The 14,833-nt window shown below is 59.6% G+C and carries 12 protein-coding genes; 10 read left to right on the top strand and 2 right to left on the bottom strand.

The window, feature by feature from the left end; translation table 11 throughout:
* Nucleotides 1-107 precede the first annotated feature (107 nt).
* Nucleotides 108-1,481 carry an aspartate aminotransferase family protein gene (locus tag LCF60_RS13985; protein WP_292292572.1) on the bottom strand — a complete coding sequence of 458 codons (1,374 nt, stop codon included), beginning with the start codon at nucleotides 1,479-1,481 and terminating at the stop codon, nucleotides 108-110.
* A gap of 155 nt (nucleotides 1,482-1,636) precedes the next feature.
* Here LCF60_RS13985 and LCF60_RS13980 point away from each other — a divergent pair, with 155 nt between their 5' ends.
* The 10 genes from LCF60_RS13980 to LCF60_RS13935 all read left to right on the top strand — a co-directional run bounded on the left by LCF60_RS13980 (nucleotide 1,637) and on the right by LCF60_RS13935 (nucleotide 14,053).
* Nucleotides 1,637-2,821: a M24 family metallopeptidase gene (locus LCF60_RS13980; RefSeq protein ID WP_292292571.1), complete on the top strand. Its 1,185-nt coding sequence runs from the start codon at nucleotides 1,637-1,639 to the stop codon at nucleotides 2,819-2,821.
* A 1-nt stretch (nucleotide 2,822) separates the two neighbouring features.
* The gene (gene argE, locus LCF60_RS13975; protein ID WP_292292593.1) at nucleotides 2,823-3,986 is read left to right on the top strand and encodes an acetylornithine deacetylase; all 1,164 of its coding nucleotides are present in this window, start codon (nucleotides 2,823-2,825) and stop codon (nucleotides 3,984-3,986) included.
* Nucleotides 3,979-4,662, top strand: a complete 684-nt coding sequence (locus LCF60_RS13970; RefSeq protein ID WP_292292570.1) for a GntR family transcriptional regulator — start codon at nucleotides 3,979-3,981, stop codon at nucleotides 4,660-4,662. The genes argE and LCF60_RS13970 overlap by 8 nt, the downstream gene beginning before the upstream one ends.
* Before the next feature lie 131 nt (nucleotides 4,663-4,793).
* Complete coding sequence (locus LCF60_RS13965) at nucleotides 4,794-5,639, top strand: Ku protein (protein WP_292292569.1); 846 nt, start codon at nucleotides 4,794-4,796, stop codon at nucleotides 5,637-5,639.
* The gene (gene ligD / locus LCF60_RS13960; protein ID WP_292292568.1) at nucleotides 5,636-8,074 is read left to right on the top strand and encodes a DNA ligase D; all 2,439 of its coding nucleotides are present in this window, start codon (nucleotides 5,636-5,638) and stop codon (nucleotides 8,072-8,074) included. The genes LCF60_RS13965 and ligD overlap by 4 nt, the downstream gene beginning before the upstream one ends.
* Before the next feature lie 320 nt (nucleotides 8,075-8,394).
* Nucleotides 8,395-10,389: an ATP-binding protein gene (locus LCF60_RS13955; protein WP_292292566.1), complete on the top strand. Its 1,995-nt coding sequence runs from the start codon at nucleotides 8,395-8,397 to the stop codon at nucleotides 10,387-10,389.
* A 90-nt stretch (nucleotides 10,390-10,479) separates the two neighbouring features.
* A complete protein-coding gene (locus tag LCF60_RS13950) occupies nucleotides 10,480-12,198 on the top strand; it encodes an ATP-binding protein (RefSeq protein ID WP_292292565.1) in 1,719 nt (572 codons plus the stop codon).
* A gap of 22 nt (nucleotides 12,199-12,220) precedes the next feature.
* Nucleotides 12,221-12,625, top strand: a complete 405-nt coding sequence (locus LCF60_RS13945) for a response regulator (protein WP_292292564.1) — start codon at nucleotides 12,221-12,223, stop codon at nucleotides 12,623-12,625.
* A gap of 125 nt (nucleotides 12,626-12,750) precedes the next feature.
* Nucleotides 12,751-13,683: a response regulator gene (locus LCF60_RS13940; protein WP_292292563.1), complete on the top strand. Its 933-nt coding sequence runs from the start codon at nucleotides 12,751-12,753 to the stop codon at nucleotides 13,681-13,683.
* A 22-nt stretch (nucleotides 13,684-13,705) separates the two neighbouring features.
* Nucleotides 13,706-14,053, top strand: a complete 348-nt coding sequence (locus tag LCF60_RS13935; protein ID WP_292292561.1) for an Hpt domain-containing protein — start codon at nucleotides 13,706-13,708, stop codon at nucleotides 14,051-14,053.
* A 40-nt stretch (nucleotides 14,054-14,093) separates the two neighbouring features.
* On the opposite strand, the gene LCF60_RS13930 is transcribed toward LCF60_RS13935, so the two are convergent.
* Nucleotides 14,094-14,804: an SUMF1/EgtB/PvdO family nonheme iron enzyme gene (locus tag LCF60_RS13930; protein ID WP_292292559.1), complete on the bottom strand. Its 711-nt coding sequence runs from the start codon at nucleotides 14,802-14,804 to the stop codon at nucleotides 14,094-14,096.
* Nucleotides 14,805-14,833 lie beyond the last annotated feature (29 nt).

Here is a 14,833-nt window from a genome sequence, read left to right as displayed (position 1 = left end):
GATCAGCGTGGTTTGTGCTGAACTGTGCCCTTTTTCCCGTCGCAGGAAACAGGCGGCCGAACTGCATATTCGGCGGCCCTTTCCGATAGTTGCCCTATTCCGGTCGTTCAGCCCAGCACGGCCTTGATGGCGCGAACGGTGCCCGCGACCACCTGATCGGCCTCTTCCCTGGTCAGGCAGAACGGCGGAGCGAAGCCAAGAATGTCGCCCTGTGGCATGGCGCGGGCGATGATCTTGTCCTGTTCCAGCAGCTTGCCGGAAATCTGCGCACCGATCTTGTCCGCGGGATCGAAGAACACACGGTCCGCCTTGTCCTTCACGAATTCCACGGCACAGATCATGCCCTCGCCGCGCACGTCACCGACATGCGGATGATCCGCCAGGGCAGCGGTCATCGTGTCGTTCAGATACGCACCGACCTCACCCGCATTGGTGATCAGGTTCAGGTCGTCGATCAGCTTGAGGTTCGCGACACCCGCGGCCGCACCGATGGGGTGGGCCGAATAGGTCCAGCCGTGCCCGATGGGGCCATTTTCATCTGTGCCTTGTTCCAAGACCGACCAGACCTTGTCGGACACGATGGATCCGGACAGCGGCGCATAGGCCGAGGTCAGGCCCTTGGCGATCGTGATGATGTCGGGTTCGATGCCGTAATGTTCGGAGCCGAACATCGTGCCCAAGCGGCCAAAGCCGGTGACGACCTCGTCCGCGATCAGAAGGATGTCGTGTTTTTTGAGCACGTCCTGAATTGCGGCCCAATATCCCTCGGGCGGCGGAACGATGCCGCCGGTGCCCAGCAAGGGTTCCCCGATAAACGCGCCAATCGTGTCGGCGCCTTCGCGCGCGATCAGCTCTTCGAGATCGGCGGCGCATTGTTCGACGAACTGCGCCTCGGTCTGGTCGAGGTTTTCCCGGCGATAATAATAAGGCGCCGTCGTATGGATGACCTGTTCGACGGGAAGGTCGAATTTCTTGTGAAACAACTCGAGCCCGGTCAGCGACCCGGTGACAAGGCCCGATCCGTGATACCCGCGCCAGCGCGAGATGATCTTCTTCTTTTTCGGACGGCCAAGGATGTTGTTGTAATACCAGACCAGCTTGACGTTGGTTTCGTTCGCATCCGATCCGCCAAGCCCGAAATAGACCTTGGACATGTGGGCCGGCGCGCGGTCGAGGATCATCTTGGCCAGCGTGATCGACGCTTCCGTGCCGTGCCCGACATAGGAATGGTAATAGGCCAGTTCGCGCGCCTGTTCGGCAATCGCCTCCGCGATCTCGGCGCGACCATATCCCACGTTCACACAGTAAAGACCTGCAAAGGCGTCAAGCAGACGCGTGCCGTTGCGATCCTCGATGAAGACCCCCGACGCGGTCCGGATCACCCGGCTTGGGCTTTCGCCACGCGCATGCTGTGCAAGGTGGGTGGAGGGATGGAAAAAATTGTCCCGATCCCACTGATCGAGCTGGTCGTTTCGCAACATGTCGTTTTCCAGTCATTAAATGTGGCAAATCGTTGTGCACAACAGTCGATAAATCCTGATGCTGTCAAGAAATGTACGAAGAATTTTGCACAGTGTCCGACGGCGACTCCGTCGTGTTGTGCACATCATACAAAATTAGTGGCCGAGGACCAACCATGCCCGAGGGAAATGCCCCGTTCAGCCCAGCGGAATATGACCGCAGGATTGCCCTGACCCGCTATGCCATGGAATTGGCCGGACTGGATGCCTTGTTCATCACCGATCCCTCGAACCAGGCATGGCTGACCGGCTATGACGGCTGGTCTTTCTATGTGCATCAGGGGGTGATCCTGCGGATGGAGGGGGAACCGGTCTGGTGGGGCCGCTACATGGATTCCATCGGCGCACAGCGGACCTGCTGGATGTCGACCGACAGCATCTTCGGCTACGCCGACAGCTACGTGCAATCGGCCATCCGGCACCCGATGCAAGACCTTGCCGAAAAGCTGAAAGGCTTCGGTCTCGAAAGCGCAAGGATCGGTGTCGAAATGGAGAATTACTATTATTCGGCGAAGGCGCATCAGGTCCTGAGCGATGAATTGCCAGCCGCAACACTCTCGGATGCTACCGCAATGGTGAACTGGCAGCGGCTGGTCAAGTCGAAGGAAGAGATCGTCTTCATCCGCAATGCCGCGCGAATTTCGGAACGGGTGATCGAAACGGCGATCGACCGCGCGGCACCGGGCGTACGCAAGAATGACGTGGTCGCCGATATCATGCACGCCGGGATCTCGGGCGTCGATGATCTTTGGGGGGATTACCCGGCCATCGTTCCGCTGACCCCGTCGGGTCTGGACGCCACCGCAGCGCATCTGACGTGGAATGGCGACGTCATGCGCGAGGGCGAGGCGACTTTTTTCGAACTCTCTGGCTGTTATCGCCGCTACCACGCGCCGTTATGCCGGACCGTGTACCTGGGCAGGCCGCCGCAGGAAATGCGGGACGCCGAGGAGGCCCAGCTCGAGGGCATCGAGGCGGCGCTTGACGTGGCTCGGGCGGGGAACCGGACCTGCGACATTGCAAAGGCGCTGGTGGATGTGCTTGAACAGCACAGGATTTTCCGCGAAGGCCGTTGTGGCTATCCGATCGGCCTGAGCTATCCACCGGATTGGGGCGAAAGGACCGCGTCGCTCCGAATTCAGGACCAGACCATTCTGCAACCGGGGATGACGTTCCATTTCATGCCGGCGCTCTGGATGGACAACTGGGGCCTGGAGACGACCGAGACCATCCTTATCACCGAAAGCGGAGCGGCGGAGGCTCTCTGCAACGTCGAACGGAAACTTTTCGTAAAGGACTGACATCGTGAACCATCTGCAGCGCACGACGGAAATCCTTGGTGATCTGATCGCCTATCCGACGGTGTCGGTGGACAGCAATTTTGACATGATCCTGCATATGGCCGGCTTGCTCGAAGATGCCGGTGCGCGCTGTGACGTGATCTCCTCGCCCTGCGGGACAAAAGCGAACCTGTTTGCCACGCTGGGCCCGGATCGCAATGGCGGTATCCTTCTCTCGGGGCACAGTGATGTCGTGCCGGTAACAGATCAGGCATGGACCCGCGATCCATTCGTCATGGACGAAGCCGACGGGCGCCTTTACGGGCGCGGCTCTTGTGACATGAAGGGCTTTATCGCCGCGGCATTGGCGATGGCTCCGCATTTCGCCGAGCGTGTCGCCGCCCGCCCCCTGCATTTCGCCTTTACCTATGATGAGGAGGTCGGCTGCATGGGCGCCCGGCATCTTGCCGACGAACTCTCCGAACGAGGCCTGACGCCTGGCGTGGCGATCATTGGTGAGCCGACCGAGATGCGCATCATCGACGGCCACAAGGGGTGCAACGAATACACCACCCGGTTCAATGGTCTGGCCGGGCATGGCTCCCTGCCCGATCATGGCGTGAACGCTGTCGAATACGCTGTGCGCTACGTCAATCACTTGCTGGGTCTCAAGGATGCCTTGCGGGAACGCGCTCCGAAAGACAGCCCCTTCGATCCCCCCTGGACGACGGTGAATGTCGGGGCGCTGACGGGTGGCGTCGCTCACAACGTGATCGCGCCGTCAGCCGAAGTGGAATGGGAGATGCGGCCGGTCCAGCCCGGCGATGCAGATTTCGTCAAACAGAGCCTTCAGCACTATTGCGAGACCGAACTTCTGCCCCGCATGAGGGCGGTTCATCCGGGTGCCTACATCACCACCGAGATCATCGGCGAGGTGGCCGGCCTGATCCCCACCGACGAGAACGAGGCGCGCCGGATCATGGCCGAACTGACCGGCGCCAACAGCAGCGATGTCGTGGCATTCGGGACGGAGGCGGGCATTTTTCAGGCGATGGGCACGGATGTCGTTGTCTGCGGTCCCGGATCCATCGAACAGGCGCACAAGGCCGACGAGTACCTTGCCATCGAGCAGCTTGCCCAATGCCTGACCATGCTCGAAAGCTTGGGAGATCGGCTGTGTGACTGATCCTCCCGTCACCGACGAGAGCCTCACGGTCAAGGATCGTCACGCAGCGATGCACCGCACGATCCGTCAGCGGATCTGCCTTCTGGATGTAGCGCCCGGTGCGCAGCTTTCGGAAACCGCCTTGGCCGAGGAGTTCGGAACCAGCCGTACTCCGGTGCGCCGTGTCCTTGCCCGTCTGGAAGACGAAGGTCTTGTCCAGTCGGTGCATGGCGTCGGAACGCTTGTCACGGACGCCGACATCACCGAGTTGAGCCAGGAATACCGTCTTCGGGTCGAACTGACCGCGCTGACCGGACGGCTGGACCCGGTCCCGCCGAACGGCGATTTCCCGCAACGGCTGCAGGACCTGATCGACCGGTCGAAAGCGATGATCCCCGACGGCACCCCGCGCGCCTTCACTCAACTCGACATGGACGCTTTCCACACCCTGAGCGAGCTTACCGCAAACGAACCCCTTCGCCAGGTGCTCGAACGCCTTTATTTCAAGACCAAGCGCCTTTGGCTTGTGCGCGCCATCGCGGCCGAACTCGACCTGATCGCGGAATACCGGATATTCCTGCATGAACTCGAGGCCATCCAGATCGCGCTGCAATCCGGTGATCTCGAGGCGGTTGCGCGCATCCAGCAAGCCCATATTTCCATGAGCTTCACCCGTCTCTTGCAGCTGCACGACTGATTTCAGGCGTCATCCGAGCCCGGTTTGACAGTCGTTTTGCAGACCTGTCCGACAAGGAAACTTTTCGCGCCATCGGTTGTTTAAGCGGTGTGGTGTGGAACCGCGCCGCAACCGGAAAGGGGCGTTCTATCATGGCATCGCGGGCAATCTGGAAAGGGCAGTTGAGGCTTTCCCTGGTGTCGATCCCGATCGAAATCCACTCTGCCCGCAATTCGGGGGCGCGCGTGTCGTTTCGCCAGATTCACCGGCCTTCGGGCAAACCCGTTCACTACCAGAAGGTGGTGCAAGGGGTCGGACCCGTCGAAAGCGATGACATCCTGAAGGGCTACGCGACCGATGGTGACGAGTATATCCTGCTGGAAAAGGACGAGATCGACGCGATCAAGCTGGAGACGAAGAAGACATTCGAGCTCGTCCAGTTCGTCGAGGCGACGGAAATCGCGCCGATCTGGTTTGACCGTCCCTACTATGTCGTGCCGACCGACGAATTGGCCGAGGACGCCTATCGCGTGGTGCGCGACGCGTTGCGCCAGACCGGAAAGGCAGGGCTTGGCCAGCTGACCATGCGCGGCAAGGAGTATCTCTGTGCGGTTCGGCCCTGTGGCGACGGGCTTCTGATGGAAACGCTGCATTACGAAAAGGACATTCGGAGTGCTGATCCGCTGTTTTCCGGGATCGAAGATGAAGCCTCCGACGAGGAGTTGCTGGGGGTTGCAACCCAGCTGATCGAAAAGAAAACCGCGCCCTTCGATGCGTCTGCCTTCGAGGACAATTATGCGACGGCGCTTCGGGACCTGATCGACCGAAAGATGAAATCCAAGAAGACACCGCGCGCCAAGGCTTCGGACGACCGGGGCGGAGGCGAGGCAGAGAACGTGGTCGACCTGATGGATGCGCTCAAGAAAAGCCTCAAGACCAGCAAGAGCGGCAATGGGCGTAAATCCAGCCCCGGCAGGTCGCGGAAGAAAGCTTCGTGAGTACGCTCGACGCATATCGTCAGAAGCGCGACTTCGATGTCACGCCTGAACCGCGCGCCGAGCTGGTCGATGCCGGGGGCGACCGTCTTTCCTTCGTGGTGCAGAAGCATGATGCAAGCCGGTTGCATTATGATTTTCGGCTGGAATGGGAGGGCGTTCTGCTGTCCTGGGCGGTCACCAAGGGGCCCTCGACCGATCCGTCCGAAAAACGCCTTGCCGTGAGGACCGAGGATCACCCCGTCGCCTACGGTGACTTCGAAGGAACCATTCCCAAGGATCAGTATGGCGGCGGCACCGTCATGCTTTGGGATGCTGGCTGGTGGGAGCCTCTGGACGATCCCGAAGACGGGCTGGCCAAGGGCAAGCTTCGTATCCGCCTGCATGGCGCGCGCATGAAGGGTGGGTGGGCTCTGGTCCGGATGCGCGGGCGGAAGACCGAAAAGCGGGAAAACTGGCTGCTGATCAAGGAACGTGACGACTTTGCCGGGCGGAGCGCGGATGCCCTGACCAACAAGCACAAGACCAGCGTCACTACGGGCCGATCAATGCGTGCCATCGCGTCGGACAAGCGCGCGGCAAAGCCTGCAAGGCACGACAAGCCGCTTCCCCGCTTCCGAAAGGTTCAGCTTGCGACGCTTCAGGATGCCCCGCCAAGAGGCGACGGCTGGCAACACGAGGCGAAGTTCGACGGCTATCGGTGTCTGATGGCCGTCGGCAAGGGTGGGGTTCGGCTTTACACCCGAAACGGAAAAGACTGGTCGGACCGCTTTGGCGCGCTTTGCGAACATGCTGCTGCCCTGGAGTGCGACGCCGCGTTGATCGACGGCGAGGTGATCGCGGGCGGGGCCGGAGGCGATTTCTCGGCCTTGCAAACCGCCCTGAAATCCGGCGACCCACTGACCTTTTACGCCTTCGATTGCCTGCATCTGGACGGTCGGGATCTGACGGACGATGCGCTGTCAGACCGGCGTGCGGAATTGGAAAGCCTCTTTGACAGTGTGCCGCCCCGGGGTCCGCTTCGCCTGAGTCCCGTTATTGAGGGCGACGGCGATGCGGCGCTTGAAGCCATGTGCGAGGCAGGTGGAGAAGGCATCGTCTCCAAGCGCCGCGATGCGCCCTATCGCGGCAGCCGCAGCCGATCCTGGATCAAGTCCAAATGCGTGCGGCGGGCGGAATTCGTGATCGGCGGATGGTCTCCGTCGGACAAGCGTGGGCGCCCGTTCTCTTCGTTGCTACTTGGAAGTTTCGAGGGTGGCGAATTGGTTTACCGGGGTCGGGTCGGCACGGGATTTGACGAGGACGATTTCAGGGACTTGGGCGGGCACTTCAAATCGCTTTCGCGCAAGACCGCGCCATTTCAGGGCGATCTGCCATCGGAAACCAAAGGGGCACACTGGCTGTCGCCCCGGATCGTGGCCGAGGTCGAATATGCCGAGTTCACCAGCGAGGGCCGCATTCGGCACGGCGTCTACAAAGGCCTTCGCGAAGACAAGGAGGCGCAGGACGTGAGTGCGACCGCAGAAGCTGAAACGGATGGTGGGGACCAGACGATCTCTGGAGTGAGGGTGTCCAGCACCGGCCGCGTCGTCATTCCCGAGACCGGGCTGACCAAGGGCGATGTCGCCCGGCATTATGAGCGTGTCGCCGAACGCATGCTGACATATACGGCGGAACGGCCTGTGTCCCTGCTGCGCTGCCCGGATGGCATATCGGGCGATTGCTTCTTCCAGAAGCATGCGGGAAAGGGATTTCCGGACGGGGTCAAGTCCCTGCCGATCGAGGAAAAAGACGGTGGCGCAGAAGAATACATGTATGTCTCGACCCCGAAAGGCCTGATCGGGGCGGCGCAGATGGGGACCCTAGAGTTCCATATCTGGGGGGCTGCGCGCGACCGGATCGAGCGGCCGGACCGCATGGTGTTCGACCTGGACCCGGATGAGGGGCTGGACTTCGAAGACGTGAAACGCGCTGCTGTCGAGGTGCGCGACGGGCTGTCGGTCTGCGGACTCGAAAGCGCCCCGATGGTGACCGGTGGCAAGGGCGTGCACGTCATCGTTCCGCTGCGGCGGATCACCGAATGGGATACCGTGAAATTTTTCGCCAGAACCTTTGCGACCATTCTCGCCGATCGTCACCCGGATCGCTATACCGCGACCATGTCCAAGGCCAAGCGCAAGGGCCGGGTTTTCGTCGATTGGCTTCGTAACGAGCGCGGCGCCACCGCCGTTGCCCCTTATTCCCTGCGCGCCCGCTCCAGCGCCGCGGTCGCGGTCCCCGTCACTTGGGACGAGCTTGAGCGTCTCGACCGCCCCGACATGTTTCAGGTCGGCGACATGGAAGGCCGCCTCGCCCAGCCGTGTCCGCTTGCGGCTGTTCAGGACAAGGGCATCGGAAGCAGCGTCGTCGAGGCGCTTGATGAGTGGTCGCAGGCGTGATTTCGGCGGCTTCAAGACACTACGACCAGTGAACAGCCTGTAGTTGCATTTTAGATACCCTTTGTATCCGCATTCCATTATTCTTTGCAGACAAAAAGCTTTCCTCGTATCCCGGCACAAAATATGACGGACAGGTCTTGGCGTCATGGTGCGCCCCGGACATCGCAGCGGCTTCGAACTGTGCCATTTACGCAACAGCAGCGATTTTTGGCGCCAGGATCTTCATATACGCGGGCCGCTGGCCCAATTGCTGACTCTCCACGGGCCATCGGGCAGAACGTGGCGACAGCGTGACACTCTCGCAAGGCAGGCGTGGCAGAATGCTTCGATCCATCTCGGGATATTTCCTGATCATCGCCGTTTCGGTCATCGCCGGCGTGGGCATCACCATCGTGAACGGTCAGCGCTACCTTGCCGAGCAACGCTTGCAGGTTACGCAGATCAGCGCGTCCATTGCGTCGGAAATCACGAAATCCCTGAACGAAAAGGTTCTGATCACCAAAGGCATTGCAGCGGTCTTCGAAGCGGAGCCGGACCTTCCCGCCGACCGGTTCGCCCAGATCGCAAAAAAGATGGTTCAGGAGGCGGAGGACATCATCAATGTCGCAGCGGCACCGGACCTCGTATTCAAGTATGTTTTTCCGCTCGAGCAAAACCAGGCGGTGATGGGGCTAGACCTTCGGGACCGGTCCGACTTCATGGGAGGCGTCGATCAGGCGATGCTTCTCGGCGAAACACTGGTCGATGGCCCGTTCGAACTGGTTCAGGGTGGGCAAGGGTTCATCACGCGCAGCCCGGTCATGTATCCGTCGGGCACCGGAGCGTCGCAGGGTGTCTGGGGCGTGGTGTCGTTGGTGATCGACAAGAACCGGTTCTTCAGCGCCGTCGAAGATCTGCATATGTCGCATGGTCTTGATATCGTCATCGAGACGGAACGGGGTGAGAGTCTTTATGGCCAATCCGAGGTGATCGAAGGCGACCCGGTGCTGACGCGGGTTACGGCCCCCGGTGTAAGCTGGACGGTGTCTTCGGTTCCTCGGGGCGGTTGGCCGAAAACGCCTCCGAACTTCAACCTGCTGTGGGGGCTTGTCGCCCTGGCGGCCATTGTGGCCATATTGGTAAAGCGGTCCTTCGACTGGCTGTTTGCAAGAAGTGTCCGCGCCGAGACCCAGCTCATGGAGGCGATTGAAGCCCTGGACGATGGTTTCGCACTGTACGATTGCGATGACCGTCTTATCCTGTGCAACAACCGCTACAAGGAAATGTACCCGGCATCGGCCGATGCCATGATCCCCGGCCGCCGCTTTGAGGACATCGTCCGTTACGGACTGGCCCGAGGACAGTTCAATGCCGCCTTGGGCGATGAAGAGGCATGGCTCTCGAAGCGGCTAGAATTGCATCGCACGGCCGGTCGTCCAATGGAACAAGGATTGAACGACGGTCGATGGCTGCGCGTTGTCGAACGTCGGACGCCGTCGGGGAACACGGTCGGGTTTCGGGTCGATATCACGGAGCTGAAGGCTGCCCTCGCAAAGGCCGAAAAGGCGAGCGCGGCGAAAACCGAATTCCTGAACACAATCAGCCACGAATTGCGGACGCCGTTGACGGTGGTGCTTGGGTACAATGCGTTCTTGCGCAAGCCAGAAACACTCCCAACCTACATGGCTCTTGCGAAAACCGTTGATGCAGAAAGCAACGTGGCGCTTTCGCAGGCATTGGACGCTTACCAAGCTGACATCGATCGTTTCGCCATGCAGATCGACGTCTCGGGCCAGCAACTGATGGGCCTGATCGGCGGAATTCTCGATCTTGCCGCCATTGAAGAAGGCACGCTTCGCCTGAAGCGCGAAGTGGTGAATCTGAGAAAGCTGTGCGACGAAGTTGCCGCGGAAATGCGGCCATTCGCCGACAAGAAAGGTCTTGAACTGACCGTGTCTGGCGACGCTGGCAAGGTTTTCGCCGATCCCTTGCGCCTGAAGCAGATCGCATCGAATCTGATTGTCAACGCCATCAAGTTCACGGATCGCGGAGAGATATCGGTTCACTTGGGCAAAGATGGTTCAAAGGCATGGGTAGAGGTTCGGGACTCCGGCCGAGGCATTGCCGCGGCCGATCTTGACAGGATTTTCGACCGGTTCGCACAACTGGATGCCTCCAACACGCGGGATAATGGCGGTGTCGGTTTGGGCTTGCCGATTTCCAGCGAACTTGCGGTGCTGCATGGCGGTAGAGTGACCGTGCAGAGCATCGAGGGTAAAGGCAGCGTTTTCCGCCTTGAACTGTCACACGCGCAGGCAGAAACCGAAGCCGCGTGACCTGACCATCTCCGAAATTTTTCCTTTTTTGACTGCTTTGGTGCCGCATTGGTGCCGAATTCTTGGGCGAAGTTGTCGAGATCAAACACAATGAACCATTCAGAGTTCTCCGATCAACATGAGTGTTCCAGACGAGTCATGCCCAAGTATTTAAACGATTTTCCGATACCGAATATGCTGGCGGACCTTGGCTTTCGTTTCCTGGTCGTGCTCGGCCTTTCCGCAGGGGTGGTCAGCCTCGTGCACTCCGCGAATCTGGGTGACGCCTGGACAAAGACGACGGCAATGTTCCTGCTGGCCTCGGCTGCCGTGGCCAGCGTTCTGAACATCGCCCGGACCCGCAGGGTTGCTCAACGCATCGCAGTGAACCAACGCTCGGTCGAGGTCCACGAGAAAGCCCTGAACCAACACACGATCGTCATGGCGACCGACGCGCGCGGCAGGATCAATTCCGTAAACCAGAAGTTTACAGAGACATTCGGCTATCAGGCGGATGAAATCATTGGCGTGGCGACAACCGTCCTGGCCTTTGACGACGAGGCCAAACAGACGATGTTCCAGGTTCGCAAACACGTATTGGATGGCAATGTCTGGTCGGGGTTCCACAAGCTTCGGAGCCAGTCGGGCTGTTTCATCACCGCTCAGATAACCGTGTTTCCGAAGATCGAGCAGACCGGTGCCGTGTCAGAGCTGGTTTCCGTCATCACGGACGTGTCGAGCGCCATGGCGCAAAGTGCCGAAAAGGGCCGGAACGATGTTGTCGAAGTTCTTCCGGACGGGGTGTGCATCTATGATCCGTCGTCCTTCGAGATCACCTATGCCAACAAGGTCTTTCGTCGCCGCACCGGCTGGTCCGCCGACAATCTGGATTCACGGTCGATCACAAACCTGTTTTCCGAGTCGCAGCTTTCCAGTCTCTATCGCAACCTCGGTCCCCTTCTGAAGGGCGAAAGAACACAGAACGTATTCGAAACCGAGGACGAATTCGGCCCGGTAGAGGTGCTGACGCATGTTGTCGAAGACATGGACGGCAAGCGCAGTCTCATTTCCGTCATGCGGGACATCACCGAGCGGAAGCAGGCCGAGGACCTCAAGTTAAGTTCGGTGTCGACCGTAAGCCACGAATTGCGCACCCCGCTGACCTCTATCAAGGGGGCATTGCGCCTGCTCGACTCGGGCGTCATGGGCGATATGGAGCCGAACGTTGCCAAGTTGGTGAACGTGGCGCATCGCAATTCCGATCGACTTCTGGCGATCGTGAACGATATCCTCACACTCGAAAAACTGCAAAACGGTGACCTGTCGATCGATACACAAGCTGTCGATCTTCGCGACATTCTGAGTGAAGCCGCTGAATCGAACGCTCCCTTTGCCGCAGAGTGCAATGTGAAATTCGTAGTCCTTTCGGCCGACGAGCCAGCATTCGTCAATGCCGATCCGAACAGATTGATGCAGGTCATGTCGAATTTGATGTCAAATGCTGCAAAGCTTTCCCCAGAGGGGGAAGCCGTTACGCTAAAGCTCTGCGATTGCGAAGACTTCTGGCGGGTGAGTGTCGCGGATAACGGTCCGGGCGTTCCGGAACACGCACGAGACACGCTGTTCGACAGCTTCATTCAGGTGGAAGGTCTGAAGAACAAGAAGTTCGCAAGCACTGGGCTGGGCCTGACCATCTGCCGTGAAATCATCCGGCAGCACGGCGGCATCATCTCTTTTGAAACCGAGGTCGGAAAAGGAACGACGTTCTACTTCGAACTCGAAAAATCAAGTCGGGACGCTAGGGTCATGGATGTGCCGGCTGTTGCCTAATCTTTGAAGAATGGAATCGGGAATGTCTGAGCTCAGAACAATACTGCATGTCGACGATGACGAGGATATCCTTGAAATCGCGCGGATGGCCTTGGAGCTCGTCGACAACTTCGAACTCCACCAGTTCAGCTCGGGGCCGGATGCACTGGAGGGCTTGAAGACCCTTTCGCCGCAACTTCTCCTCCTGGATGTGATGATGCCCGGAATGACCGGGCTTCAAATGTCGGAGATCGTCAAATCGGACCCGAGGCACGGTGATATTGCCACCATCTTCATGACCGCAAAGGCGGAAGACACGGCCTCGAAGGAGCTTTTGGACAGCGGCGCCCTCGACGTGATCACGAAACCCTTCGATCCGATGTCCCTGGGTGAGCAGATCCGCACCATCTGGGCCACCAGAAAGGCCGCCAGGCTTCAGGCGATCTGACGTCCCGGTCATCCGAGGCCTGTTCGCAATTCTTCAAAAACCGGCCACGTTCATGCCATCTTTTGGGTTCAACCGTTAAGATACTGGGAGAACTAGCAGCAATATAGGGGCGAACCATGCGAATTTTGGCTGTCGATGACGATCCGGACTTCTTGGCGCTTTTCGTAAACGCATTGGATGGGATGGGTTACACCGACGTGACCACAGCCCTTTCCGGGCAGCGGGCCATAGATCTGATTGAAGACAGCCAATTTGGCTTCGAGTGCCTGATCCTCGATATCAAAATGCCCGAGATGAGCGGGATCGATCTGTGCAAGATCATTCGTGCGCACCCGGACTACGCCGAAGTGCCAATCGTGATGAATACGGCAATGGCCGAGAAGCGGTACATCGACGACGCCTTCGCGGCTGGCGCGACCGACTATCTGACCAAGCCGATTGACGAGGTGGAAATCAGAAGCCGCCTTGGAATGGTTCAGCTTCTGATCAAGGAGCGGCTTCGCGCGGACCTGAGCAATCAAACGGTCGGTGGATCGGGTTCGGCTTCTCATTCCATCGGATTTTACGACAGCATTCCAATGAAGCGCATCGACGGCGGCATCGACGTCCTGGCGATGGAGAACTACCTCAATGCGCTTGGCATCTTTCGGGCCCTGTCGGTCATCGCCGTCGGCGTGCACGTCTCGAACGCGCGGGAAATCTATGATCTGGAAGGAGGCGCCGTCTTCGCCGAGGCGATGCTGGATGTCGCCACCTGCATTTCGGATTGCCTTCCGTTCTCGGCCAAGATGATTGCATACAAGGGCGGCGGTGAATTCGTCTGCCTTCTGCCCAAGCAACGCGAGCGTGAATGCCTGGCCCTTGGCGACACGTTGCTGGGCTTCATGACCGAATTTCAGCGACTGTACGACGACATGGAAGTTCGCCTGCCGGTCGTTTCCGTTGGAACCGTTGTGTCGTGTCGGGCAACCAACATCACCAATCCGACGCGTCTGATCAATGAAGCGATCCGCTCTGCAAAAGAGAACGAGGTGAAGGACGCGCGGTATGCTTTCTAGGTCGCCCCTGGAACAATCCCTCGTGCCAGAGCCCGCCCGGCAAGGCTTTGTGGATATGCGGCGTCGGGTGGAGGATATCCGGCGGAGGTTTCTGGACCGGTTGCCGGACCGTTACTATCAGATCACGACGCTTTGCCGTGCCCTGGACAGCGGGCAGGGGGGGGCAGAGGCGATCGACGGTATTGCCGAGCGTGCTCACAAGATCGCCGGTGTCGCGGACACATTGGGATATCCGGAACTTGGTGCGCGGTCTGCGGCTGCGGATCTCTCGTTATCCCAGATGCGCACTGCCAGAGACTGGGAGAATGCCCGCCCGGCCGTACGAGCCCTGGTCGACGAGATTGCGCGGACAATCCGCCAATCCGGATAACGCGCAATAGGGCGAAGTTCACGCGCGTGACGCCAATCGTTCAGAGCGCATCATCCGAAACCAGCCGCATTCCCAGATGCGCGGGTGGTGTCCCAACGGCACAACCACCGCGGGCCGGATCACGGACAAGGTAAGACATGGCGGCGAGGTGTTCGCCGCCGACAAAGAAAGCGGGGCAGCGGGCAGGGTCGACGCCCTCGGACGCACCGGCATAGCACTCTTTCGTCCATTCCCACACGCTACCGTCCAGGTCGGCAATGCCTTCGGGCGAGGTCGAAAAACTGCCCTGCGATCTAAGCGCACGCGGTGCCAACCCTTCGGTCAGGTAGGTCGAAGCCCAGGTGAGCGAGGGATCGGTGAACAAGGGATCAGGCTCTTCGGGAAGCACGGATGCCGCCATGAAGTCCCATTCTTCGGCTGTCGGCAGACGGAATGTGTGTCCTGTCACGGAATTGATCCAGCCCAGGTATTCCTGCACGTCAACATAGCTGAGGCCGGTGGCCGGAGTGGCGTCGGGATCCTGGTTCGGTCGTGCGTGCAATTCAAGGGTGCAGACGCCCTGCGCGTGGCAGGTATTCCATTCGGCAATGGTCACTTCGAACCGCTGGACATGGATCGTCCCGCCATCCGGAAGCATGACGGGCCGATCCGCCATGACAGGCATGAACGCAGGCTCGGGGACGCGCTGCATGAGCGCGCCCCCGATGGCGACCGCCGCCAACAGACCCAGAGGCACAAAATGAAGGGACATTCTGAAACGAGGTGCAAGGCTGTCGACGG

The sequence above is a fragment of the Marivita sp. genome (assembly GCF_020055635.1).
Lineage (GTDB): Bacteria > Pseudomonadota > Alphaproteobacteria > Rhodobacterales > Rhodobacteraceae > Marivita.
The sequence above is the reverse complement of the archived record's forward strand: the minus strand, read 5'-3'. Positions and strand labels throughout refer to the sequence as shown.